The organism is Nodularia sp. LEGE 04288, assembly GCF_963896525.1.
Lineage (GTDB): Bacteria > Cyanobacteriota > Cyanobacteriia > Cyanobacteriales > Nostocaceae > Nodularia.
On record NZ_CAWQOY010000140.1, the window covers coordinates 1 to 26329 of the forward strand.

At 42.8% G+C, this 26329-nt stretch carries 17 protein-coding genes; 9 read left to right on the forward strand and 8 right to left on the reverse strand.

Annotation, left to right across the window (positions count from 1 at the left end; genetic code table 11):
• Window positions 1-876 (reverse strand): DUF262 domain-containing protein (locus tag AACX33_RS19960; protein ID WP_227789193.1); only part of this gene is annotated, 876 nt, incomplete at its 3' end.
• A gap of 523 nt (window positions 877-1399) precedes the next feature.
• On the opposite strand from AACX33_RS19960, the gene AACX33_RS19965 reads away from it, so the two are divergent.
• From AACX33_RS19965 to AACX33_RS19980, 4 genes are all read left to right on the forward strand, one after another.
• Window positions 1400-1723 carry a DUF6825 family protein gene (locus AACX33_RS19965; protein WP_194002393.1) on the forward strand — a complete coding sequence of 108 codons (324 nt, stop codon included), beginning with the start codon at window positions 1400-1402 and terminating at the stop codon, window positions 1721-1723.
• A 108-nt stretch (window positions 1724-1831) separates the two neighbouring features.
• Entirely contained in the window at window positions 1832-3517 is a 1686-nt protein-coding gene (locus tag AACX33_RS19970; RefSeq protein WP_194002391.1) for an ABC1 kinase family protein, read from the forward strand.
• A gap of 15 nt (window positions 3518-3532) precedes the next feature.
• A complete protein-coding gene (locus AACX33_RS19975; protein WP_194002389.1) occupies window positions 3533-4258 on the forward strand; it encodes a Stp1/IreP family PP2C-type Ser/Thr phosphatase in 726 nt (241 codons plus the stop codon).
• Window positions 4259-4900: 642 nt separating this feature from the next.
• A complete protein-coding gene (locus tag AACX33_RS19980) occupies window positions 4901-5098 on the forward strand; it encodes an NblA/ycf18 family protein (protein WP_089090660.1) in 198 nt (65 codons plus the stop codon).
• A 547-nt stretch (window positions 5099-5645) separates the two neighbouring features.
• Here the strand turns inward: AACX33_RS19980 and AACX33_RS19985 are convergent.
• The 4 genes from AACX33_RS19985 to AACX33_RS20000 all read right to left on the reverse strand — a co-directional run bounded on the left by AACX33_RS19985 (window position 5646) and on the right by AACX33_RS20000 (window position 9465).
• Window positions 5646-7211 (reverse strand): serine/threonine protein kinase, encoded by a 1566-nt coding sequence (locus AACX33_RS19985; protein ID WP_194002387.1) that lies wholly within the window; start codon window positions 7209-7211, stop codon window positions 5646-5648.
• 175 nt (window positions 7212-7386) lie between these two features.
• Window positions 7387-7833, reverse strand: a complete 447-nt coding sequence (locus AACX33_RS19990) for a hypothetical protein (protein ID WP_194002385.1) — start codon at window positions 7831-7833, stop codon at window positions 7387-7389.
• A gap of 203 nt (window positions 7834-8036) precedes the next feature.
• A complete protein-coding gene (locus AACX33_RS19995; RefSeq protein WP_194002383.1) occupies window positions 8037-9254 on the reverse strand; it encodes an anhydro-N-acetylmuramic acid kinase in 1218 nt (405 codons plus the stop codon).
• Between the two features lie 88 nt (window positions 9255-9342).
• Window positions 9343-9465 (reverse strand): hypothetical protein, encoded by a 123-nt coding sequence (locus AACX33_RS20000; protein ID WP_265579946.1) that lies wholly within the window; start codon window positions 9463-9465, stop codon window positions 9343-9345.
• Between the two features lie 296 nt (window positions 9466-9761).
• Between AACX33_RS20000 and AACX33_RS20005 the strand changes: the two genes are divergently transcribed.
• From AACX33_RS20005 to AACX33_RS20015, 3 genes are all read left to right on the forward strand, one after another.
• Entirely contained in the window at window positions 9762-11219 is a 1458-nt protein-coding gene (locus AACX33_RS20005) for a protein adenylyltransferase SelO (protein WP_194002381.1), read from the forward strand.
• Between the two features lie 569 nt (window positions 11220-11788).
• Window positions 11789-16528 (forward strand): PAS domain-containing protein, encoded by a 4740-nt coding sequence (locus tag AACX33_RS20010; protein ID WP_194002379.1) that lies wholly within the window; start codon window positions 11789-11791, stop codon window positions 16526-16528.
• Between the two features lie 6 nt (window positions 16529-16534).
• On the forward strand, window positions 16535-17482 hold the full coding sequence (locus AACX33_RS20015; protein ID WP_194002377.1) for a response regulator: 948 nt from the start codon (window positions 16535-16537) through the stop codon (window positions 17480-17482).
• On the opposite strand, the gene AACX33_RS20020 is transcribed toward AACX33_RS20015, so the two are convergent.
• Both AACX33_RS20020 and AACX33_RS20025 read right to left on the reverse strand, forming a co-directional pair.
• Window positions 17437-18393, reverse strand: coding sequence for a glycerate kinase (locus AACX33_RS20020; protein ID WP_194002375.1), 957 nt, complete (start codon window positions 18391-18393; stop codon window positions 17437-17439). The genes AACX33_RS20015 and AACX33_RS20020 overlap by 46 nt on opposite strands.
• A gap of 2 nt (window positions 18394-18395) precedes the next feature.
• The gene (locus AACX33_RS20025) at window positions 18396-18728 is read right to left on the reverse strand and encodes a DUF565 domain-containing protein (protein ID WP_194002373.1); all 333 of its coding nucleotides are present in this window, start codon (window positions 18726-18728) and stop codon (window positions 18396-18398) included.
• Between the two features lie 490 nt (window positions 18729-19218).
• Here AACX33_RS20025 and AACX33_RS20030 point away from each other — a divergent pair, with 490 nt between their 5' ends.
• Both AACX33_RS20030 and AACX33_RS20035 read left to right on the forward strand, forming a co-directional pair.
• On the forward strand, window positions 19219-19815 hold the full coding sequence (locus tag AACX33_RS20030) for a hypothetical protein (protein ID WP_194002371.1): 597 nt from the start codon (window positions 19219-19221) through the stop codon (window positions 19813-19815).
• A gap of 89 nt (window positions 19816-19904) precedes the next feature.
• Window positions 19905-21806, forward strand: coding sequence for an ArnT family glycosyltransferase (locus tag AACX33_RS20035; RefSeq protein ID WP_194002369.1), 1902 nt, complete (start codon window positions 19905-19907; stop codon window positions 21804-21806).
• A gap of 343 nt (window positions 21807-22149) precedes the next feature.
• On the opposite strand, the gene AACX33_RS20040 is transcribed toward AACX33_RS20035, so the two are convergent.
• The gene (locus AACX33_RS20040) at window positions 22150-25623 is read right to left on the reverse strand and encodes an ATP-binding response regulator (protein ID WP_194002367.1); all 3474 of its coding nucleotides are present in this window, start codon (window positions 25621-25623) and stop codon (window positions 22150-22152) included.
• Window positions 25624-26329 lie beyond the last annotated feature (706 nt).

Here is a 26329-nt window from a genome sequence, read left to right on the forward strand (position 1 = left end):
ATTTACTATATTTATAAACTCTAATATTAATGTTAAACTTTGTGAAGAATAATTTTTGCCTCCAATTGGCAAATCCAAAGTTTTAATAGGATTTTTGAAATTAGGTTTAAAAAGAATATTATTAATTTCTTGGGAAATTTCTTGTATTTTATCTTGATTATCTTCTGAAAATCCTGACCAATACTTGTGTCCCTTTCCACTCCTAATAATTGCACGAGCAGCAACACCACTTGGTGTTTTTCTGGCTTTTAATAAACGCAATTCTGTATCATTTATGGGTGCTGCTTGTTGATTAATTTTAAAAAATGATTCTTCTGCTTTAGATGAGTCACCTTCAACCCATTGAACTTGAATAGCCAAAGTACCTAAGCTTTTAGCACGGGCAGCAATTTCTGGCTTGACTTTATCAGGATGCTTTATAGACCATTGATATTCTTTAAAAGAACCTATTTTTTTATCAATAATTTTTTTAGTTTCTTTTGATGCTTCAATCTGTTCTTCTGGAATGTTATAATCATAAAATTCTTGGGAAATAGTGCCATCACCATAATCATCATTTATCCAGGCTGCTAAAGCACTAAGTCTATGCGAACCATCAATTACGAAAGTGTAACTACTAGCACTTCTCCATAAAATAACTGCTGGAATTAAATCACCATCAAGAAAACTTTTTATTAAGTCACATATTTTTTGAGCGTCCCATTCATTAGTTTCTCTTTGAAAATCAGGCTTACGCACTGCTGAAAAGAAAAACGAAGATCCTTCTAAGTCTCTAATAGACAAAGTTGTAATATTTCTGCCTGTATGTTGGCCTTGCTGATCTTGTACTTCAAAAGCTTCTCTCGGAATCAGTGCATCTAGACTTACCTTTGTCATACAAGCTTCCTCTGAAAATATATCATGAAAAAATTTAGCTGAAAGTAGTATTTAAGTAATATTACTTAAATACTTTATGCTTATAAATTATACTTATAATAATTTGAATTATCTACCATAAAGATATAAATATTTAAAGTATTTTTGCGCTTTTGCGTCTTTACGTAAAATCTCACTAATTCCCAAACACTTAGGATCTCAAAAATAGCCCAAAAATTCTTGTGGGTCGGGCATCTTGCTCGCTAATGGCCACATCAACATTACCCAAGGTTTCAAATTGCAAGACCAAACTTTGCAAATGACCACCTATTTACCCAGCACACCAGAGCCATATTACCAAGAACTCTTAATCTGCCACAATGTATAAAAATGCCATATTTTGGCAAAGTACATCCGCTGCTGTGCCGCAATCACCCCAAATTATGATAAATGTCTGGAACTTCAAATTTATCGCTCCCCAGCAGAAGCCGCAAAGCAAGCAGGCAAGTTATAATTCTCTTGCGGAGCAACGTAACAAAAATTTATGAGTAACCCCCTTGTACAAGCCTTTTTCGTAGGCAGAGCTGTAGCAGAAGTAATGAATGAGCGCCTAGAGGTAGCTGTAACCGACGCTTTGAGCGATTTGGGCAAATTTGATGCCGAAGCCAGAGAGCAAATGCGCCAGTTCACAGAAGAAGTCCTAGAACGGGCAAATCGGGCAGCAGAGGCTGCTAATGCTGGTCAAACTACCCCCGGTGGGTACTCTAGTTCTGAGCCTGTGGACTTGCAAGCAACAATCGATGAACTCAGAGCCGAAATTGCCCTCTTAAGAAATGAATTGCAACGTTATCGCAGCAATTCTCTATAGATTGAGTCATTAGTCATGGTTACATGACGCTTGCTGGTAAATTGTTCAGAAATCAGAGTGTCTTTTCATCCAAGTGATTTGGTTAACAACCAACGGTAAACAAAAAATATGGAAACAGGTTATTCAGATCAGGCATACCGTTGGAATCGGGAAAACTACTCTAGCAGACGGCGCTTTGTGGACATTTGGTCTTTTGTTTTGACCTTAATGTTCAAGCTTTGGCGTTACAACAAATCTTGGAGTTATGCTGGCGGTGTGACGGAGGCCAAGCAAGTTGCTAGACGCAAAGCTCAAGCCGTCTGGATTCGTAATACCCTGTTGGACTTAGGGCCAACTTTTATTAAAGTCGGGCAATTGTTTTCTACCCGTGCTGATATATTCCCCGGCGAATATGTGGAAGAGTTGGCCAAGTTACAGGACAAAGTGCCTGCCTTTAGCTATGAGCAAGTAGAAGCAAGTATTGAGGAGGAACTAGGCAAGAAAATTCCGGAATTATTCCATAATTTTGAACCTATTCCCCTGGCTGCTGCTAGTTTAGGGCAAGTACACAAAGCTCTACTGCACACCGGGGAATCAGTTGTGGTGAAAGTACAGCGCCCTGGACTAAAAAAGCTATTTGAAATTGATTTACAGATTCTCAAGGGCATCACCCGCTACTTTCAAAACCATCCGAAATGGGGACGGGGGCGAGATTGGTTAGGGATTTACGAAGAGTGTTGTCGCATTCTTTGGGAAGAAATTGATTATCTCAACGAAGGTCGCAATGCTGATACTTTTCGCCGGAATTTTCGCGGCTATGAATGGGTAAAAGTCCCCAGAGTTTATTGGCGTTACGCTTCATCTAAAATATTGACTTTAGAATATATCCCCGGAATTAAAATTAGCCAATACGAAGCTTTAGAAGCAGCTGGTTTAGATCGCAAGGTGCTAGCACGTCAAGGCGCTCAAGCTTACTTGTTGCAGCTGCTAAATAATGGCTTTTTCCATGCTGATCCTCATCCAGGCAATATTGCTGTTAGCCCCAATGGTGATTTAATCTTCTATGACTTCGGCATGATGGGGCAGATTAAATCTGATGTGCGTGAAGGGCTGATGGAAACGCTGTTTGGGATTGCTCAAAAAGATGGCGATCGCGTTGTCCAATCTTTGATCGATTTAGGGGCGATCGCACCTACGGATGATATGGGGCCTGTGCGGCGTTCTGTCCAGTATATGCTGGACCATTTCATGGATCAGCCCTTTGAAAATCAATCTGTGTCCGCAATCAGTGACGATTTGTATGAATTAGCTTATAATCAGCCATTTAGATTTCCTGCAACCTTCACTTTTGTGATGCGAGCCTTTTCTACTCTTGAGGGGGTAGGCAAAGGTTTAGATCCAGAATTTAACTTTATGGAAGTTGCCCAACCATATGCAATGCAACTAATAACAAATATGAATGGTTCTGATAATAATAGCTTTATCAATGAATTAAGTCGCCAAGCAGTGCAAGTCAGTACCACTGCATTCGGGCTACCCCGGAGATTAGAGGATACACTAGAGAAATTAGAACGCGGAGATATGCGCGTGCGTGTCCGCTCTATAGAAACTGAGCGTTTGCTACGCAGACAGAGCAATATCCAACTAGGCACAACCTACGCTCTAATCATCAGTGGATTTACTCTTTCAGCTACAATTTTATTGGTTAGTCGTTATGTATGGCTGGCCGTGCTAGCTGGTTTAATTGCAGCAGCAATTTCAGTTATCCTGATTCGCTTGCTGTTACGCCTCGACCGTTATGACCGGACGTATTAATTGTTCTCAAAAATTATGAAACTTAACTTCACCGGTTCTAGCGATCCGGGACTCATTCGTTCTAGCAACCAGGATGCTTTCTATATCGATCCTGATGGGCGATTTTTTATTGTTGCTGATGGTATGGGTGGTCATGCTGGAGGTGAACAAGCCAGTCGCATCGCCACGCAAGAAATTCAAGCCTTCTTGGTGTCCCACTGGGATACTGCTGAACCGACTCCCAAATTGCTAGAAAATGCCCTATGGCAAGCAAATAAAGCCATTATAGCGGATCAGAAACAGCATCCCGAACGCGCTGACATGGGGACTACAGTCGTCGCCGTGATTTTTCGCTCCACAGATTCGCCTTGGTGCGCTCACGTTGGTGATTCCAGGTTATATCGGTTTCGGGAGTCGCAATTAGAACAGGTGACAGAAGACCATACATGGGTAGCCAGAGCCATCAAACTAGGTGACATTACTGAAGATGAAGCCCGAAATCACCCCTACCGCCATATCTTATCCCGGTGTTTGGGAAGGGAAGACTTACATCAAGTTGATGTGCAACCCCTAGATGTGAAATTAGGCGATCGCCTGCTGTTATGCAGTGATGGTTTGACCGAAGAATTGAACAAACAAAATATTGCTGATCACCTCCGCAACTCTGCCATCTTGGAAACAGCTTCCCTAGCTCTCATTGAAGCAGCCAAAGATCAGGGTGGACACGATAACATCACCATCGTCATGGTCTCAGTTGAATAGAAAGCTCAAGGATCGATGAAAATTGCAATTTTGGATTTTCCCTACCCAAAAGCCCATAGGGTTGACTTATTTTAGATTGGTTTCGACCAAAAACTAAAAATTTCAAATCCAAAATTGCCCATAAATTAGTTTTTTAGTAGATATACTCAGCAATTTGTTCAACCTGAGCATTTTTCCTATATACAACTTGATACAAATACTTTTAACCTCAAAAATTACCTATTGGAGGCGGATATTACACAATCTGGTAACTTGACTTTTTGCACCTCATCATATAAGGCGAATATAATTCACCCTTAACACCTTTTCCTATCCCTCAATCAGCACCCCTTGACAGGAGACGTTGAAATGAGTGGGAAGTAAATCAGAGTATTCCAACTAACTAACAGATGGTATACAAAAACTTATTTCTGCCCAAGATAAGCTTTGGTAACCCTAGGTTATACATCAGTTGGCTGAGGTGCAAGAGATCAAAAGGGGAATCCTACCCATAAGGATGTGGGCAATTCGTCAAACAATTGTTATCTTTCTTAATACAGAGGTACAAATAGATAAAATGTACTGAATCACTTATTATACATTTGTAACTTCTGTAATCAACATCGACATCAATTTTACGCGTTGTTTTTCTCGGAGTTTATTATGAGCCAACCCATCGAACTATCTTTGGAACAGCAATTTAGCATCCGATCCTTTGCTAGTCAAGTACAGCACATGAGCAACGACCAAGCTAAAGACTTTTTGGTCAAGCTTTATGAACAGATGATGGTGCGGGAAGCAACCTATCAAGAGTTGCTCAAGCATCAGTGGGGCTTAGATTCAGGTTCCACTATGGCATAGACTAGTATGTGTGTCGCAGTGGGCGACCTCCTTCTCTTGCTTAGTTCCACGAAGGAAAAGAGCTGGGGATGCTGGGGCGTCAACTCAAATAAACAACTGAATATTGATAGTGATAATTTCTCAGCAAAAACCTGACTCAGCTCGATTTTTTTACCAATTTACTGTGGCTTTGGGGTGAAATTAAACATCAGGCTTGACCAAATTTAATTGAAATTTGGGTTATTTGACCATTGCATGGATTTACAGCCTGGCTAGTTTTAATATATCCAGAAGCTTATTGGTGGAAAATTTGCTGATTTCTGATCTGCTTGCAGGGGATGAGGCTCTGAAAATTTGCTGCTGTGTAGGCTGACTCAAGTAGAGTCTATGTCATGGGTTCAATGAGCTTTGTACTGCTGTAAATACAGTTTTGTAACTGTCACTGATAGCCATTATATTTTTTATAAATAGAGCTTACAACTGAATAGAGATTTTTCTTCACAAAGCTTTACATTCTGCAAAAAGGACAATTTATGATATGTGGGGTGCTTCAGAGATCACTGACAAATTATCTAGAAATGTTCAAGGACATATCGGTGGTAGATGTTTCCAACTTTGTCAGAATTGTGGGCTTAATTTTTTCGTACTCGCTTTTAAGTAAATTTTTACTCAGATGAGGATTAGCAGAGGAGGCAAAGCTTTTACTCATTGCTATCCATTGTTGCAGTCGCTGGGGTTGGGCTGGGTCAATACTGGATATTAAGACATGAGAACAGCGATCTGGTACTTCTCGTGCAAATAACAACAGACGATAGGAACCTTTCTGTGCCAGTAAGCCTGCGATTTCTTGACCCAGACTAGTTTTCATATCCAAGTAATAAGGTAAAAATTTAGCCCCATGTTGGCGGTTGTAGATCACAGTAATCCAGAGCAACATTGGGTGGGGAGTAGTAATAAACAGAAATTGATTATACAGATTACAGCTTAAGCGTTTGTTAATTTCTGGTTGCGGTAGCATCACCCATAGGGCTGGTACCATCTCCCCATTGGACTGGATGGATTTCGGGAAAACAATATCGGCAATTGGTTTATTGGTCGGCCATGTTGCATTGTGAACTTGATCAAGTTTCTCCTTTGGTAAGGATACTGGCAAGTTGGCGATTTTTTTTGGCTCCAACTCATCCCTAATAGCCAGGGCTTGAGTCGCTGCATGATCATCAGGTGAACTTGTTTGCTGGAGATCATCCTGTTCTAAAGATTCTAGAACTTCGAGGATCTCACCAATGCTTTGGGGGCGATCGCTTGCGGCTTTAGCCAGACAACTCATGACTAAATCTTGGGCTGACTGGGGAATTTGCAAGGTGGGAGCAACTGTAGCAAAGGTGCGTGGTTCTTCCAAGTGATGTGTTTTATACCATGCCTTAAAAGAGTGAGTTGGTGCGACTAGGGGCATTTTGCCTGTAAGCATCTCGAACATCATCACGCCCAAACTATAAATATCAGCGCGATTGTCTAATTCCTTACCCTTCATTTGTTCAGGAGAGGAATAAGCCATTGTGCCTAAATAGTATTTTGTCTGGTCGATATCTGCTTGTAGTAACTTAGCAATCCCAAAATCCAGAACCTTGACTAATTCCCCAAAACTAGGGTCTTGAATCACCAGCATATTGCTGGGCTTGATATCACGATGAATAATTGGGTAGACTGCGCCATCAACTGGGATACCATCATGAGCGCACTTCAACCCCAAACAGATTTGACGCGCCATACTCAAAAATCTGGGGAAAGATAGATTTTGATTTTGTTGGCGGATAATCCGGGTGAGGCTTTGTCCTTGCAAGTATTCCATCACGTAGTACGGCGTTTCATTTTCGTCTACACCGTAGTCCATGACTCGGACAATGTGGATGCTTTTTTGCCCTAGTAAGGCACAGGTTTTCGCTTCACGTTCAAAGCGTTCTTGCAACTGCATCTTTTTATTTTGTAGGGACAAGGCCAGAAACTTTACAGCTACAGGTACGCCTCCCAACAAAATATCCTTAGCACGATAAACCCGACCCATAGCTCCAGTCCCAATTAACTCTTGAAGCTGGTAACGTTTGCCGAGAAAGCGACCAATGTTGGGGTCTGACATAGAAAATTCGACTCCAAGGTTCAATAAACGTGATTAACACCCATACAATAGGTGGTAAATTTATCTTGATATTTGATTATCTGCGGCAATTTGAGATTGATCTAGTTTTAGGATGCCCAATTTTGGCTAACTAGATATCTTCTTTCTCAAAACATAGGGAATGAAGTTCCTTGGTCTATTTTGGCTGACGCTCTAAGCTTCCTTCCATTGTATTGGTTAAGACATGACCTGCCATGACTCCACTGCTGAGATAATATGTCTCTTCTGAGATGCGGTGCATGGTTTCAAAGCCACTCCGACGTTGGCGATCGCCTAGTACCCAGTAACGCTGCACAATAGTCTCTACACCGATCCAACCCTCACCTTCAATCTTTCCTAAAAGATTATGTTGGAGTAAAAAACTATATTGGCGTTCTTCCTTGTCCAAGCGCCCCTTATATTGCAGAGAGATTTCCGCGCGATCGCTACCCGGAAATGTCAGCTTTGTTGCCATCGTGAACCAGTTATCTCGACTTCTAGCCACCAAGGTCTTACCTTTCACGCTGATTGGCATACCATCACGCTCCAGCCAATTGCCTTCCATTGTCCAGCGCCCTGGTTCCAATAAAAAAGTGTGAGTCACCTTGTATGTTCCTTGTCTTGATCCAATACCCCTAGTACAGCACGACGTAAATAGAAATACTATTGTCATACTGGTTTGCGCTCTAGCGCTCCAAATCAGGGGGGTGATAAACAATTCAAAATTCAGCTTTCATCAGGCAAAACAGGGATTGAATCCTGATCATATTGAGTTGACTAGGCTTCATTTGTTCCCTGTGGTTGATGTTATTTCTGAACGCAACTGATCCCTACTGGGGAATGAATTTCTCCCAAAAGTATTTCACAAGGTGCGCCAGTGGCCGCAGGTAAGTTACCAGTCAGCCCCAGCTGTCGCCAGTAGGCTAAAACCGCAAAGGCGATCGCTTCTTTAAAATCCGCATTCAAGCCGACTTCATCTGTAGTCAAAACTGGCACTGATGGCAACAATAACTGTAACCTGTGTTTTAAATACAGATTCCGACTACCGCCACCGCACAATAACACCTGCTGCGGCATTTGGGGTAAAAAAGTCTGATAACTGTGAGCAATTGTCGCCACGGTAAATTCTGTGAGTGTCGCCAGTAGGTCAGCTGGATTGAGTTGGTAAGGTGCGGCATCTTTTAAACACTGATGCAGGTAAGCCACACCGAATAACTCACGACCTGTAGATTTAGGCGGGGGTAGATGAAAGTAATCTTGCTGGAGCCATTGTTCTACTAATGAATCACAAGGAACACCACTGGCTGCCCAATTGCCGTTTTGATCATAGGACTTAGCACCATCAGTTAAATGATCCACTGCCAAATCCAATAAACTGTTTCCGGGGCCAGTATCCCAACCGCGAATTTTTGAGAGCCAGTCACCACCACGAGGCGGAATGTAAGCTACATTGCCAATCCCACCAATATTTTGAATGCAACGTCCTTGTACTGAATCACTAAGCAAAAAAGCATCGACTCTCGGCACCAGGGGCGCACCATGACCACCAATATTTATATCTGCCAAGCGAAAATTACTCACAGTAATAATTCCTGTCAGATGGGCAATCAACCCACCGCGACCTAATTGTAAGCTGTAACCTAGAGGGTTGTGAGAATTCAAGTTGATTGACTTTTGACTTCCCCCCTGGGGCGGTCGATGGTAAACAGTTTGACCGTGAGAACCAATCAAAATTGCTGGCTGGTGACCGATTTGGATATTTTGAGCCGCTTGGGCAAAGGCTTTGGCGATCGCATCATCTATTTCTGCTAATTCTGCCATTGAGATGGCAACACCTGCGCCAACGGCTAGAATTTTTTCTCTTAATTCGGGGGTATAGGGATATGTAGCCCCGGCTAGCAAAGAAATCTTCAAATCCAAATCACTACCACAAATCTCTACCAAGGCAGCATCTATACCATCTACGGAAGTGCCGCTAATTAAACCGATAACGCGAGTAGGTACGGTAACTTTTTTAGGATGCATTGGCAGAGATTCTTTTGTAGATTGCAAGGGTATATTTGATTTATACTACTTTTTTTGCGCTCATGTTGGCTGTGGGCATCGCCAAAGGTCAAAGGAGCATCGTCGCTCTCACTTTATCCTGTGAACGAATATCTGTAGCAATTACCAGCATAACAATGCCATCAAACCAGCTAGCTAAAGGCAAAGCAAAAATATCCTTTCCTGCCGACATATAAACAAAAACCTCCTCGTTTTGTTCTTGCCAAATCTGCTTAAACATATTTCAATAGCACCAGTTTTCTTATTAATAAATATGCCAAAATACAATTAATCACCGGATATAGCCATCCTCAAAAAGTTACGACCCAAAAATATCCCCGACGAATTCAACAAGTCCGGGATCTGAGGCAATGTTTGTGTGTGCAAATTAAATCAAATTGCCAGATCACAGTAATATTCAGTAATTCAGTTCACACTGCCTGCTGCCAACGGTAGGATAAAAGGTAGAATCAATTAGCTTTGTGCGTGATGAATCTGGCTGAAACTCCCAACAACGAAAATTCTCATAATCCTTTTCTCACCCTCAACTACGAACCAGCATTGGCATCTTTGGGTGATGATTACTACGACGAGGTAAGTGCAGAGGATTTTCCCCAGCATATCTTACGCTGGCGCAATAATGCACTGCTACCTCTTTTGGGACTAGACCCCCAAGCCGTTACAGACGAAGATTTTAGCAACGCCTTTGGTAAATTTCAGGGACGCAAACCATTATTAGCATTGCGTTACCACGGCTATCAATTTGGCTCATATAATCCTAACTTGGGTGATGGTAGAGGCTTTCTCTACGGACAAGTCCGCGCTACAGATGGCGAATTGTACGACTTTGGTACAAAAGGTTCCGGTAAAACACCCTACTCTCGTGGTGGTGATGGAATGCTTACACTTAAAGGCGGAGTGCGAGAAGTTCTAGCAGCAGAAGCATTGCATCAATTAGGGGTACGCACCTCTCGGTGTTTGACAATGATTGAAACTGGTTTATCCCTGTGGCGGGGTGATGAACCTTCACCGACTCGCTCATCTGTGATGGTCAGGGTGAACAGTTCCCATATCCGTTTTGGCACTTTTGAACGCTTGCATTATTTGCAGCGAGCTGATTTAAGCCAGAAACTCCTAGACCACGTAATTCAGTATTATTACCCTCACTTAATAGAGTCAAAAAATCAGTATGTTTTATTTTATGCAGAATTAGTCAAACGAGTCGCAGAACTAGCAGCGCAGTGGATGGCGGCTGGCTTTTGTCATGCAGTCCTGAACACTGACAATATGTCAATTACAGGGGAAAGCTTTGACTATGGTCCTTATGCGTTCATTCCCACTTATGACCCATACTTTACAGCTGCTTATTTCGACTACTATAGACGCTATTGTTATAGCCATCAACCAAGTATTTGTCAGTTGAATTTAGAAATGCTTCAAGAACCTTTAAAAGCAATTATTGACAAAGGCGAAATGGAGTCAGCATTAACCAAATTCAATGAGTATTATCAAGCTGAATACCGGGCGTTAATGTTGAAAAAGTTGGGTTTTGAGCAGTTAGATTTGCCAGAAGCAAATGAACTGTTAAATTTAACTATTCAATTTCTACAAGATAGCCAAGTCGGTTATCACCAGTTTTTCTATGAACTGGCGCGTACCTTTGTTTCTCAATGGCGAGATCAGCCAGACCTAGTGCTGAAGAATACCGATATTATACCAACATCATCAGCGGCACAGATTTTGGAGAATTGGTCTGTACTGTATCATAAAATTCTTAATTCTTTTGACTCTGAACATATGAATCTAATTGCCCAAACTCTTGCTAAACATAATCCCCAAACAGCATTATTAAGACCGCTGATTGAATCGATCTGGGAACCTATCGCCCAAGAAGATAATTGGCAACCTTTTAATGATTTAGTCAAAAAAATTCAGTCAAAGAGTTAGAACCCTGTCCATGAGAAATCGGGGGACAACAAACTAAGTTCCTTCCTTACGGGACTCTACGCCAAAGGCTTTGCAGTCCGCTAGGTAGGGCTAACCTTGCTGGGCGGACTAAGAGAAAATAAAGCTTTTTATAGCTGGGGAGTAGGGAGTAGGGAGTTACTTAGACTTACTTTGACTTCGCTCAGTACAAGTCGCTCAGTAACCGGGGAGTGGGTTAAAACCCTTTTGGTGTCTAAGTTCGATTATCCGTTTATGTCTTAACCTCCTTGGCGGTTGCTTTAACTTTCGGACTTCGGCTTGAGCGCTCATATCGAATTGTGCCTGTATAACTGTGCAAAATCTGAGCCAATTGACTCATAGGCAAAACAGATGATTAATAATTTAAAAAAAATCCTCATTCTGATATGAGATCAAAATTTCATCATAATTAATTATCCTGACAAATAATAAAAATCCTAGTTTAAAATAAAAATATATCTGTGGAAAAAAATATAATTTTTTCATGAAATTGCGAATTTAAAAACAAATAACAGTTAAAGTTTGTGCCACAAGCTCTGGAGGAAAAATAAGTGGGTAGGCATCACAGATATGATTCCTTTAAATCTGTGAATTTTTTTAGCAAACGATTATGGTTACCACTATTAGTGGGAATTCTCGTTTCAATTCCAGTATGCATATTATGGCAAAAACTACTAATTGCAGAGCAGAGCCAAATTGCACAACTTGTACAACAGCAAGCGATCGCTCTCAAAATTGAATTAACTAGCGAACTCAAAACTCGCATTCTGGCATTAAAGCGCATGGAAAAACGCTATTCAATCCGTAGTGATATACCTCGGCCAGAATGGGAAGCAGATGCAGCAGCCCAAATCGAAGACTTGAGCGGATATCAGTCAATCCAATGGGTTGATAGTTCATTTCAGGTACGGTGGATTGTACCTGAATCAGAGAATGAAACCGCAGAAAATCTGGATATCAGCCAGAAATTACGAGAACGCACCGCACTAGAGATAGCACAGCTTCGCCATCAAATAACTGTGAGCCAAACAGTTAATCTTGTTCAAGGCGATAAAGGATTTTTAGTATCTTACCCACTATTGCGAGAAAATCAGTTCGATGGATTGATATTAGGAGTTTTTCAAATGAAATCCCTGGTGGATTCATGTTTACATATCCCACAGGGTTACAAAATTAGAATTTGGGAAGAGCAGGAGTTAATTTACCACGACAATTCACAGCTTGTCGTTCAGTCTCCTTACCTGCAAGAGGTGAAGATCAACTTATATGGAATCAACTGGCTATTACAAGTTTACCCGACTCCAGAATTATTAATAGACTTACGCTCACCTTTACCAATCATCATTTTACTGGCAGGTCTATTACTTGCTGCGATGCTGGCATTTTCCATTGATTTTGTCCAGACTGCTAAATTCAACAGTCAGCGGATAGCAGCAAAAAACAAACAGCTAGCTTTCAGGATTTGCCAACAGAGACAGATAGAAATTGCCCTCACAGAACGGGAAAATCATTTGCGGCAATTATTAGAAACAGTTAAAGTTATCCCCTCGGAATTAGACTTAAATTCCTGGCAATTTACCTATGTCGGTCCTCAAGCAGAAGCTTTACTAGACTATCCCATTGAACAATGGTATCAGGAAGATTTTTGGGTCACACATATACATCCGCAAGACCGAGAAAAAACATTGCGTTTTTGCTTGGAATCAATTGCCAGATGTGAAAATTACGAATTTGAATATCGAATGTTAGCAGCCGATGGGCGAGTTGTTTGGCTGCGAGAAATTGTCCATGTCAGCACAAAATCCGGAGTTCCTCGGTTGTTGCGGGGGTTCATGTTTGATATTACTGACCTGAAGCTGGTGGAAGAAACCTTGAGGTTGAGAGAACGGGCGCTTGCTGCTACGAGTAACGGAATTATCATCAGCGATGCCAGACTTCCGAATAATCCAGTGATTTATGCCAATGCAGCCTTTGAGGAAATGACAGGCTACGATGCTATAGAGGTGATTGGGAATAACTGTAGATTTTTGCAAGGAAAAGATACTGAGCCAGCAGCACTTGATCAATTGCGCTCATCTGTGAAAGCGGGCAAGAGTTGTAAAGTTGTTCTGCTGAATTACCGTAAAGATGGCACTAGTTTTTGGAATGAATTGAGTATTTCACCGATCCATAATGAAAACGGCCAATTAACTCACTTTGTCGGCATTCTCAATGATATTAGCCAATGGCAAGCCACCCTGCGCGATCGCCAACAAGCAGAAGCAGCCCTCCGAGAAAAAGAAGAACGCTGGCAATTAGTCATCGAAGCCAACCAAGATGCCATCTGGGACTGGAACATCACCACCAATCAAACCTTCCGTTCTGCTAAGTGGACTGAACTTTTGGGGGGAGAAGAACATCAACTCATCAGTAGCAATTATGACTGGGTGAGCCGTATCCATCCCGATGATTACGAACGGATGATGATCACTCAACAGAATTATTTGAATAGAAAAATTCCCAATTACGTCAGTGAGTTTCGTCTGCGCTGTCATGATGGGAACTATAAGTGGGTACTAGTACAAGCCAAAGCTCAATGGGATGAACAAGGTAATCCAGTGCGGATGGTTGGCTCGACTAAAGATATTACAGAACGCGTAGAAGCCCAACAAGCGCTCAAACGCCAATTTAACCGCACATTGCTACTGGGACAAATTACCCAGAAAATTCGTGAAAGTCTCAACAGCAAAAGCATATTTGAAACGGCGGCGATCCAAATTGGCAAAGCCTTCGGAGTTCATCGTTGTTTAATTCACTCTTATCGTCGCCACCCCATACCCCGAATTCCCCTAGTAGCAGAGTATGTAGTCCCCAATTACATCTCCATGCTGAACATGGAAATTCCGATTACAGGCAATCCCCACGTAGAGCGGATGATCAACCAGGATCAGGCCATCGCCTCCCCAAATGTCTACCTTGATCCTTTACTCGAACCATCTCAACTGATTTGCCGACAGATTGGCTTGAAGTCAATGCTGACAGTCCGCACCTCCTATCAAGGACAACCCAACGGAGCCATTGGTTTACATCAGTGCAGCAACTTTCGCCAGTGGACTCCAGACGAAATTGAATTACTAGAAGCTGTTGCAGCTCAATTGGGTATCGCCTTAGCACAGGCTCACTTGCTCGAACAAGAAACCCGCCAACGTCAAGAACTCACTTGGAAAAACTTTGCCTTGGAACAGGCAAAACGTCAAGCAGAAGCAGCAAATCGGGCTAAAAGTGAGTTTTTAGCGATGATGAGCCATGAAATTCGCACCCCGATGAATGCTGTGATCGGCATGACAGGGCTGCTGCTATCTACCAACCTAACTCCTCAACAGCAAGACCTTGTAGAGACAATTCGGAGTAGCGGAGACGCACTACTGACGATTATTAATGACATCCTCGACTTCTCGAAAATTGAATCAGGCAAACTAGAACTAGAACAACAGCCCTTTGAGTTGAGAGATTGTGTCGAGAAAGTGATCGACTTTTTAGCCTTGAAAGCAGCTGAAAAAAATCTTGAATTAGCTTACATCATCAAGCCGGAAGTTCCCGTGCAGATCATTGGCGATTTAACTCGTCTACGCCAAGTCTTGATGAATCTTCTCAATAATGCGATTAAGTTTACCAAAAAGGGAGAAGTGATCCTCTGCGTTGAGGCTAGACAACTGACAAGCAAGAAAGCCCAGAACCTTTACAAAATTCTCTTCTCTATCCAAGATACAGGCATTGGCATCGCGCCTGAGAATATGAACCGCTTATTTCAACCTTTTGCTCAGGCCGATGCTTCCATGAATCGAAGATATGGTGGTACAGGATTGGGGCTGGTAATTAGCAAACGCTTAAGTGAAATTATGGGTGGCACAATTTGGGTGGAAAGCCAAGGTTGTGTAGGTGGTAATCCCCTTTCTGGATGGAAAAGTAGCAAGCTAGTTTCATCGACTCAACCTTCTGTAGGTTCTACCTTTTACTTCACCATTACTACTCAAGCACCTGCTGATGCAAATTTAGATCAATTTTATACAACGCTGCCGCAACTAATGGGAAAGCGGTTATTGATTGTGGATGAACACCCCAGCAACCACAAAATTCTCCGCTTGCAAGCAGAGTCTTGGAAAATGTCAACTTATACTGCTCATTCCATGCAAGAAGCTTTAGCTGAACTGAGCCAGGGAGAACGGTTTGATATTGCTATTTTAGATCTGCATCGGTCTCAGATGGATTGGCTGACTTTAGCAAATCAAATCCACCAGCAACCTGGCTATCAGCATCTGCCCTTGGTGATTCTCAAGAACCTCAGTCAATGGTCGAATGGCACAGAATTGAGTCATGTGCAGTTTGTGACTTTTTTGACTAAACCTGTGAAACAGTCTCAACTATACAATGTTCTCACTGGTGTTTTGGGTAATCAGCCGATGCTAGCGAGAATCTCTGAACCCCATACTCCTGAGCCTGATTTGCATATGGCCCAGCAAAAGCCATTGCGAATTCTTTTAGCAGAGGATACGGGGGTGAATCAAAAAGTTGCCCTGCTGATGCTCAAGAAGATTGGTTACCGGGCAGATGTCGCCGCTAATGGCATAGAAGTACTCCAAGCATTGCAAGTCGGTTCCTATGATGTCGTGTTGATGGATGTGCAAATGCCGGAAATGGATGGGCTAGAAGCAAGTCAAAGAATCTGTCAGGAATGGACAGCTAGTTCTCGTCCTCATATTATCGCTATGACTGCTAATGCTATGCAGGGCGATCGCGAAGTTTGTTTAGCCGCTGGTATGGATGATTATATTAGCAAACCTGTCCGCATTGAAGAGTTAGCCCTAGCACTGAGTAGATGCCAACCCCGAAACAATTCTCAATTAATTGCGCCAAATTTTCCCCACATCCCCAGACCAGGGCAAATTCTTACACCGAATACAGAAAAGACTATAATTGATCCTAAAATCCTCAATTCTTTACGAGATATGATGTCAGGAGATGAGGCGGCATTTAAGCAACTACTCAATTGTTATCTGGCAGAAGCACCCAAGTGGATACAAAATATCAGAGCATCACTTGTTCCTGAAGATGCCCAGGCGTTATGGAAGGCAGCCCACTCTCTTAAGTCCAGTAGTGCCTCTGTTGGGGCTACAACCTTAGCGCAAATCTGCAAACAGCTAGAAGCAAAAGCACGCAGTAGTGATTTAGACAACATTGCCGAAATCTGCTCACAACTCTACAGGGAATATGAGCTAGTGAGAACGGCTTTGCAAATCAAACTGGAGAAGTGAGGATCATTGAAAACTACTTTTACAGAAAATCAATCTCCGATTCTAATTCTCATTGTTGATGATGAACAATTTATCCGGATGCAGCTGCGACTAGCCCTAGAACGAGAAGGCTATGAAATTGCAGAGGCTGAAAATGGCAGGGAGGCTTTAAATCTGGTGGAGCAACTGCACCCTGATATCATACTCCTGGATGCAATTATGCCTGATATGGATGGATTTGAGTGTTGCACTCGGTTACAGTCGTTTGAGGTTGGTCAACATACTCCAGTTTTAATGATTACAGGACTGGATGATCAAGAGTCGGTAGATCGGGCATTTGAAGTGGGCGCAATTGATTTTGTGACTAAACCAATTCACTGGCCAGTTTTGCGTCAACGAGTCAAGGTCTTGATTTTGCAATCCCAGGTTCAGAAAGAATTGGAATCTGCTAACCAAGAATTGCAGAGATTGGTGAGTATTGATCAATTAACTCAAGTCGCTAACCGCCGACGGTTTGAAGAATATTTAACCCAAGAGTGGCAACGGATGGCGCGGGAAAAACTGCCTATTTCTCTGATTCTGGGTGATATTGATTTCTTTAAATGCTATAACGATACCTATGGCCATCAGGTAGGCGATCGCTGTCTGCAAGAGGTGGCGCAATCTATTAAAAATACTATTAAACGTCCGGCTGATTTAGTCGCCCGTTATGGTGGGGAAGAATTTGCTGTAATTTTACCTAATACGGATAAAGAAGGGGCGATCATCCTGGGCGAAATCATTTGTTCGGTAGTCAGGAAACGGGCTATCCCTCACAGTAGTTCTGTTGTGAGTTCTTATGTAACTATCAGTGCTGGAGTCGCTACACTCATTCCCCAACCTAATTCTGATTACCAAGAAATCATTTTTCTGGCTGATCAGGCTTTGTATCAAGCCAAAAAAGCCGGACGCGATCGCCTAAAATTTATGCTGTGATCAGGATCAATTGAAATCACTACATCAACGGCTGTCGGCGATTTTACCAAGGGCGTAATGAATAATTCTGGGTGTAGCGATCGCCAAAAGTAGTTGACAAATTCTTCAATCTGTGTATCCGACATTCCCAATTTTCCAGCCGCGATCATTTGTTGTTCTGCTTGTTTACGCCATGCCATTGAACAACGGTAATCAGTGGGATATAGGACAATTAAACTGTCTAATCGTTCCCACAGTGGCAGATAATCACTCAGTCGTTGATTCATATCACGCGCAAATACCCGATCCTCTGCTGTGCAAATTGGTGGCGGTGCATGATTAAATAGATCAGGATTAATTGGTCGCACGCCCACAAACCAACCTTCAAACAGCACAATATCAATGTCTGTGACAATTTCTGGGGTAGTGCGATCGCCAGCACCGTTGTATGCAGATTTATCAAAGCGAGGAACCTTCACCGGACTTTCACCTTGACGAATCTGATCTAATAGATTTAAACCTAAATCTAGATCATGGGTTCCTGGTGGACCCCGCCAAATCAACCGGGGATCTTGCTCCGTTAAAGCCAGGCGATCGCCATAAGTTTTATACAAATCATCTAATGATAAACACAGAGTACAATATCCCAACTGATCGAGAATTAATCCCAAAACCTGGCACATGGTAGTTTTCCCCGTACCTTGTCCACCGACAATTCCCTGAATCAGCGGTCGTCCCAACTTTTGGCGATGCTGCGCTAGTTTTATACTCAGTGGTAGCCATACATCCCACAATACCGCCAACATTTCCTCTGGTGGTTTATGCAGGTTAGTTTCGCAGAATTGGCGAAAACTGGGCAAAACAGAGTTGAGTAAATCGGCTTTTGCTGGCTGTGGCCAAGTTGTATCTGCATGACTCGCCCAAGAATTCATGATTAAGACCCCAGTTTAAAGGCTTCAACAAACATACTATAGATAAAACCAACCTTGAGGACATTTAGTGATTCGACCAAAAGCGCTCGCTTGGACAAAAAGTTATCACGATAAAATATTCGGCTCGTCACCTCTGTCAGCACCACCAAAAAACCAGCAATCAGAATATCTAATACACCTCTTTGTCCAGCTATAGTAGAAATTGCAGTTCCCAGAAAAAAACCAAACAAGAAATTAATCAACAGTAACGATAAACGTCGCCAAGGATTTAAAAACCATTGCCCCAAACGGCTAGCAATGGAATCGAATAAATTAGTCAGACGAGTGTTTTGCATTAATTAGGTGGGGACTGGCTGCGAAACTGTAACATTTTCCCAATCTTGATCCTAACAAGAGTCTGTTTAATCTCAAAGCAGTCACCCCAAGTCACTCAAAGATATTAAGATATATAAAGAATTTTACCCAGCTAAATCGGAGAATTTTCCGAAAAACACCCTGTGACTTAGACTACTTAATTCTCAACAGCTATTTTTTGTGTTTATACACAGAAATTTCGGATTTCTGGCTCAGATTTTGCCTCTTGATTGCTTTCAATATCATGATTATGACAAAGAATCAAGCTTTCTCACCTTTTTTTATTGAGAACTAATGTAATTATTTATGCCCAACTTTGCTGCTCAAAATGATATTTTCGATACATTGCTGAACCTGATGATACAAGCAACTAGAGTCAGCTAGTAGCCAAATATCCGGAATTACTGCTTCAGATAATAGGCTAGTATTTGGTCAAGCCTAGACAAAATATTATTGTTAACCATTATCAATATGAAATTTCCAGTCAATTGTAAAACTGCTATTGCAGTTTGTGCTTTAGGGCTGCTTGCGTTCATGGTGGGATGCTGGGACATAAGTGTGTCTTTTGAGTCAGTAGATCCTGACACATTAGAACAGGATGTAATTCCAGCAGCACCTATCCCAGATCAAACAGTTAGTCCGACTACCGTGATTCCAGAAACGACCCAAACCAATAAAATCGGACTCAACGGGACTCACATCTTGGCAGATCGTCAAAATTCAACGGCTAATGGGAAGAATCAAGGGACTTTACGCATGAGCAATCAAACAGATCAGCCTGTGCGCCTAGCTTTACTAGCACGACAGCCCCAGGTCAAAGTCTCTGGTAATCAAAAAACTAACTATGATGTTCCGGCCCATTGGGATTTTGATCCCCAAGAAGGTAGTGAAAAGGGGTTGATTCTATCCCTGCCTCATGGGAATCTCAAGTTAGAAACAGGAGATGTGATCGTGGCCTTTGCACAAGATGGTTCTCGGCGTTACTGGGGGCCATATGTGGTTGGGGAAACCTCTGTACCTGAGTGGAACACCCAAAATCGAGAATGGTTATTGATACTGAATCCCTGACTCTGATCTGCGATTTACTCTTTGCAAGAACAAAATACAGCTAGTCAACGACTATTGACTAGTTATGTTTAAGTGTTGAATATTAAATAATGAGGATAAAACTGAGTGTTCCGGGTACTGTTAACGAGTGGTTTACTGATCTAGGGAAAAGTCCAGTTTTTGCTGTGACTATACTAATTCTGATTAGTTGGCTGGCTTATGGGTGGAATTTGGGCAGTATAGGCTTAATTGATGAAACAGAGCCATTATTTGCGGAAGCTTCCCGTCAAATGTTTGTTACAGGTGATTGGATTACTCCGATTTTTAATGGCGAAACTCGTTTTGATAAACCAGCCTTAATTTACTGGTGTCAAGCGATCGCCTATGCAATTATGGGGGTGAATGAGTGGTCAGTGCGCCTACCTTCCGCGATCGCATCTGTAGGAGTCATCGGTTTAACCTTTTACACCGTACAGTGGTATTTCGGCAAAAAAGACGAATTAGAGCAAGTTTCACGTCCGACGCGACGCAACTTAACAGCGTTAATCGCCGCAGCCATGCTAGCACTCAGCCCTGAGATGATCGTCTGGGGAAGAACTGGTGTATCAGATATGATGCTAACTGGCTGCATGGCATCAGCTTTGTTATGTTTTTTTCTAGGGTACGCAAGTCAAACAGAAACTCCACCAGAATCCGCCGCCTCTCTATTGCCGCACAAATGGTATTTGGCTTGTTACGTGCTAATTGCTGGGGCGATTTTGACCAAAGGCCCCGTAGGAATTGTGCTGCCCATAGTGATTATCGGGGCATTTATGATTTATGTGGGCAAATTCCGCGAAATATTCACCCAAATGCGTGCCTTCATGGGTATGCTGATTATTTTCGCCTTATCAGCTCCCTGGTATATCCTAGTCACTTGGCGTAATGGTTGGGATTATCTTAATTCCTTCTTTGGCTATCACAATATCGAACGGTTCACAGAAGTAGTTAATGGTCACTCAGCCCCTTGGTATTTCTACTTTTTAGTCGTACTCCTAGGCTTTGCGCCCTACTCTGTTTATTTACCCGTAGCAATTGCTAGGACTAGATTTTGGCAGCGATCGCACTGGTTATCCCAAGAACCTTCCCAACAATTAGGTTTATTTGTCTGTATCTGGTTTATCAGTATCTTCGGCTTTTTTAGCATTGCAGTCACTAAACTTCCCAGCTATCTATTACCCTTAATGCCAGCCGTCGCTATTTTAGTAGCGCTGTTATGGAGCGACTTTTTTCCTGAAAAAAACCAAAATATGCCCTCTGCGTTCTCTTCTTTGAAAATTAGTGCTTGGATCAACGTGATCTTTGCCACAGTCTTGGCAATAGTCATATTTCAGATCATTCATGTGATCAATAATAATTCAGTTGCCCCCGGCTTTCCCCTACTCATTCAAAACGCAGGTTTACCAGCACTAGGGGGATTCTTATGGATATTTGGGGCGCTGATCATTGCCGCCTTGATCATCAGTCGCCGTTGGCACAATATTATTAACGTCAATCTATTGATATTTACGGCATTCTTGATCATTGTCTTAATGCCAGCCTTGTTTTTCATGGATCAACTGCGTCAGCAACCCTTAAGAGACTTATCCGCCTTAGTATTAGAAGCAAAAGAATTAGACGAAGAAATAGTTATGGTTGGGTTCAAAAAGCCAAGTGTAGCCTTTTACACGCAAAAACCTGTAAATTATATTCAACTGACAAAAGATGCCGTAGAGCATATTCAAAATCGCACATCTGAGCCAGCACAGCCGCCTTCCTTGCTAGTGATAGCTGAACCGAAAGCCCTGGTGAAAATGGACTTGCAACCCAGTAGTTACAATATTTTAGACACTAGGGACAATTATCAGTTAATTCGAGTTTCCTTGAGAAGAACCAAGCAAGAATCATTCACCATATCTTCATCAAATGAACTGGAACCACAAGCAGCCTCTCACAAAAATATTGCGGGTCGTGTGGAAGCCACTTGGCTTTAGACAGTGGAGGAAACACGCCACGTGTGGTTTTAACCACAATGAAAAATGATAGAATTAAAATGCAAGTAGGAATAATCATCTACGTTTTGAAGTGTTTTGTCAGGAGTAACCCCTAATTTATCTCGTACCTACACAAGTTGTCGCCCTGGATAAACAAGTAATGGGAAAACATGGAGCGTACCGAACTGGCAAGTGATGAACTCCCAAAGCATTAATTGAATCTAAGTAAGCGCAATTACAATACCTTTGGTGCTGGTAGTTGTTTTGAGCGTCTAGGGGGATATTTGACTATCCCTTTTAAGCCAAGTCTTAGAGAATCTGCGCGTTTTTAAACCGCAGAGTGTCAATCAGCCCCGTTTCCGGTCAAACCTAAAGCTTGATTGATCTGAATTAATAAATCTTCCATTGATATAGAACGAGGCAAAATCTGGGCCGCCGTGTCTTCTCCTGTCACCGAGAAGCTGCGGGAACGAGACGCTATGCGGACGACAACCTGCGCCAACTCATTCATCACATTTTCGGCTGCATCCAATTTGTTCTGACTGGACTGATTACCTTCCTCTGGGGAACCTGCCGACAGAGAACGGGTGAAAGTATGATTTAATTGCTGGTCAATTACCAAAACTGGTGGCAACTCAAACGGTAAATCTGCCAAGGCTTTTAGCTCTGTTAGCACCTCTTCATGAACAGAAGAATCACCCAAGCAAATCAGCAGTAAATCAACGCTTTGGTGGCGAATTTGTTGGAGAACTTCTGCCCAAGAACGCCCCATTGCTGCTTTCAAACCAGCAGTTTGCAAATACTGAATTAAAGCTTGGAACCACTCCGATCCCCGTTCTGTACTGTCGTTATTCAGTGAAGATTTAATGACTGTTTGACCATCCTTGACCTGTTTGCGCCGAATTTGTGGTAAGTCATCCAGCATCGTCAAATCTACCACCAGGATGCTCGGTGGACAGCAGACACCAGATGCAATTTGCAACACAGATAATAAAGGATCAGTGCGATCGCGACAATTATCCTTCTCTCCAGAGAATGGTGTCAAGAAAGGAAACACCGACAAACCCGGAATCTGAGAAGCCGCCAGAGTCGTGGCGACATCGCAAGTCACCAAGGGAATATCAGCCAATATCGGATATTGAGCTAACTGTTGTAGGTAGGTTTGCGCCAAAGAACCTTGAGCATCTAGTAAAATGACATCGAACTCCCAAACCCGCGCCAAGAGTTCCGCCTGATCTAAGTCATCCACCTCAATCACCCGATGTTCTCGCAGCGCCGGTTGGGGGTGAATTGATGCTAAATTCTGTTCTACCAACCTGAGAATTCTTAATGGCGTTGTCTTTGGGGTAATTTTACCAAAGTCTAACCCTGACTGCCCAATTGCTGGTTGAGCAACTAAAGTTTCTAAAAGTGGGACCAAAGCCTGATGCTGGACTGGCAAATTCAGAAAACCATCGGCGCGATTAGCAAATGCTTGTTCCTTTTCCGCTCCCGTCGCTGTCACCATCAGCGGAATGTGTTTGGTTGCAGGATCAGATTTCAACAAAGTCAGCACATCCCAACCCGAAAGTAAAGGTAATAAAGGATTGAGAAAGATCGCTTTCGGTTGCAAACGGCGGGCTTTTTCCACCGCTTCGGTTCCTGAGCGAGCGATGACGACCCGATAACCTAACCCTTTGAGCTGATCGGTCAAATCTTCGATATATCGGGCTACAGCTTCCACTACGAGGACTAAACGTTGTGAGCTAGTGGGTTGATGTTGGGCAGTTGTGGCACAGCGTTGACGTGGTGAAGTGGCATTTTCTGCTGTTTCCGGAATTTGGATCTGGCCATTTTCTGTGATTCCCATCTCCGGACTGCTTAAGCCTGTTGTGGGCGGACTGGGTGGTAGTAGTAAAGTAAATTGGCTACCTTTGCCCTCACGAGATAAGAAGCTGACATCACCTCCGTGGAGACGAGCCAAAGCCCTGGTTAAAACCAACCCCAGCCCAGTACCTTCAAATTGACGGGTGAGGGGATTTTCCAGTTGTTGGAATTTTTGGAAGATTAAATGTTGCTGATGTTCAGGAATGCCAATACCTGTATCCCAAATTGTAAAGGCCACCCAGCCTTCCCAGCGACTGACCCGCAAACCAATTTCGCCAGAGTTTTCCGTGAACTTAAAGGCGTTAGAAAGTAGGTGTACTAACATTTGACGCAAGCGTAATTCATCGGCGACTATCTGGTCTAAGCCTGCTTCAATGGCGATCGCAAATTCTGGCATAGAATTTGCGGTGGGGGTGGTGGTAGCTTTCGTTGTTTGAGTGTGGATGGCCTTGGCTTCGGTCAGGGCGCGATCGCACACTGCACGAATTTTCACCGGAACCAGGGCTAAATCCATCTGTCCCGTTTCCATGCGGGTCAAATCTAAAATGTCATTCACTACACTCATCAAATGCCGTCCGCTTTGATGAATCAGTCCCGCATAACGGGCTTGGCGCTCGTTGAGTTCACCCAACTGCTGGTCTACTAGCAACCGCGATAGTCCCAAAACAGCAGTCAGGGGGGTTTTCAATTCATGACTAATACAAGCTAAAAACTCATCCTTTAAGCGATTTAATTGAATCAGGTCAGCATTTTTGGCTGCTAGTTCTTTATATATCAGCTGCTGTTCAGTCACATCAGTAGCTAAAATTAACCATAAATCATTACCCCGTTCAGCCTTGAGAGTCGCCGCAGCTTGCTCACTCGTAAATTTTCCGGGAAACATTCCCTGAAATAGAAGTTCTGACTTAGGACTATCTAAGAGAATTTTGGCAAACTGCCAAATTCGCTCCTGACCATTCTGCACTTCCACAACGCAGGTACAAGTACCCATCTGGCTATCCAAAAAACAGCGATTGGATATATGCTCATGCAGGTTTCCTGCCGATGATGGTGGAGAGAATGGCTCTACGGGCGGGGCTTCATTCCTCACAGAAAAAGGATGTCCCTCGCCGTCATGGTCATGCCCTCGCTCATAATGATGAAATCTGGTAGATTGTGGGCTGGCGTATTCTGTCGCTGTTTTCGTCTGGACTGGGGCTAGTATAGCTTCCACTTGTTTGCGGATACCTTCTGGATCTTTCAATGCTCCCAATTGTTCCCACCAAGCCGGATTTTTTGTGATTACTTCACCTGTTCCAGTTTGCAGCATTAACGGCCAAGGCAGTAATTCTAATAGCTGTATCAGTGATTTCTGTACTGGTTGACGTTGATTTATTCTCCTCGGTCGCGCCAGTCCTGACTTGTCACCACGCCTGTGAGTTTTGGTTCTTTTGCTAGAGGTGTTGGCATCGCCTGGGGAAATGTTTTCAGCCGTTTTTTCGGCAGAACCTGAGTATTTGGTGGTCGTGGTATTGATAGCCAATTTTTCCTGAGCCAATGCTCTTAACAGCCGTGCGCTATTCAACAGCCCTAGAAATTTGCCCTCCCCATCAATCAGCGCCCAATCGAGATGATTGTGACTTTGGCTGTGTTGGTAATGCAAAAGCAGCTCAAATTGCTCTACACAATAAGTCGCCGGTAAAGTTTGGAGTGGCTCAATCATGGCTTGATCCCAGGTTGACAACGCCTGCTGCAAGTCCAAAACTTGGTGATCTACGCCTGCTGCTAATAATTTTTGGCTGAATCGGGCAGATTTCACCAATCCTATGGGGTATTGTTGCTGATTTACTACTACCAAGCGATCGCACTGCTCTTGCTCAAACATCTCCAGCACGATAGCCAGGGTACTTGTTTCTACGCAGTTGGGTACGGTTGCTAGAAAGTCATAAAGCGGGTACTGTAGCATTGACATAAGGAACCTTCGGGGTCATTCTTCTTTGTGGAAGCTTGCGGCTTCACCATCAGCACCACGGCCAATAGCGTTCAACCAGCAAAGCAATATTCTTTCAGAAGACTCATTTCAGCGATTCTTGTTACAGCTGCAACGCCATTGAAACAATGAGTTTGCCGTTCGACTACGCTCACGGCGAGATTCTTCAGAGACACGACTTATGAAATTAACTCGTTGCCTTTGCCACTGGGAATTTTAGGGGAAAGTCCTTTTCAGTTCCCGGATGATCTTGAAAATCCTCTGCGATAGTGACAACTAAAACAATTATGGGGTCAAAGATTCGCTTTAGAACCTTGAGGAATTATAATGATTTACAATGAAACGATACTTTAAGTTAGTTTAAGTATCTTAGCAACCAATAAAATCAAAGAATCTATGTCTAGAGAGATATGCATAAGTGAATCATCAATTAAGTAAGGTATCTTCATTTACAACATACACTTCATCAACAACCTACTAAGTCCTAGCACTGATTAAACTGCATCTGATTGTCCAACCAGCAGATATAAACTAGATGTTGACATGAAGCGTTCTCCCCAAGGGAACTTGCAACTTTAATACAAAACTACACATAACCTGATAAATGTGATCCACATTTTGTCTAGATAGTCCCCCAAGATTGGTCAGGGTGATTAATTACGATATATCAAGTATACAGATGTTACTA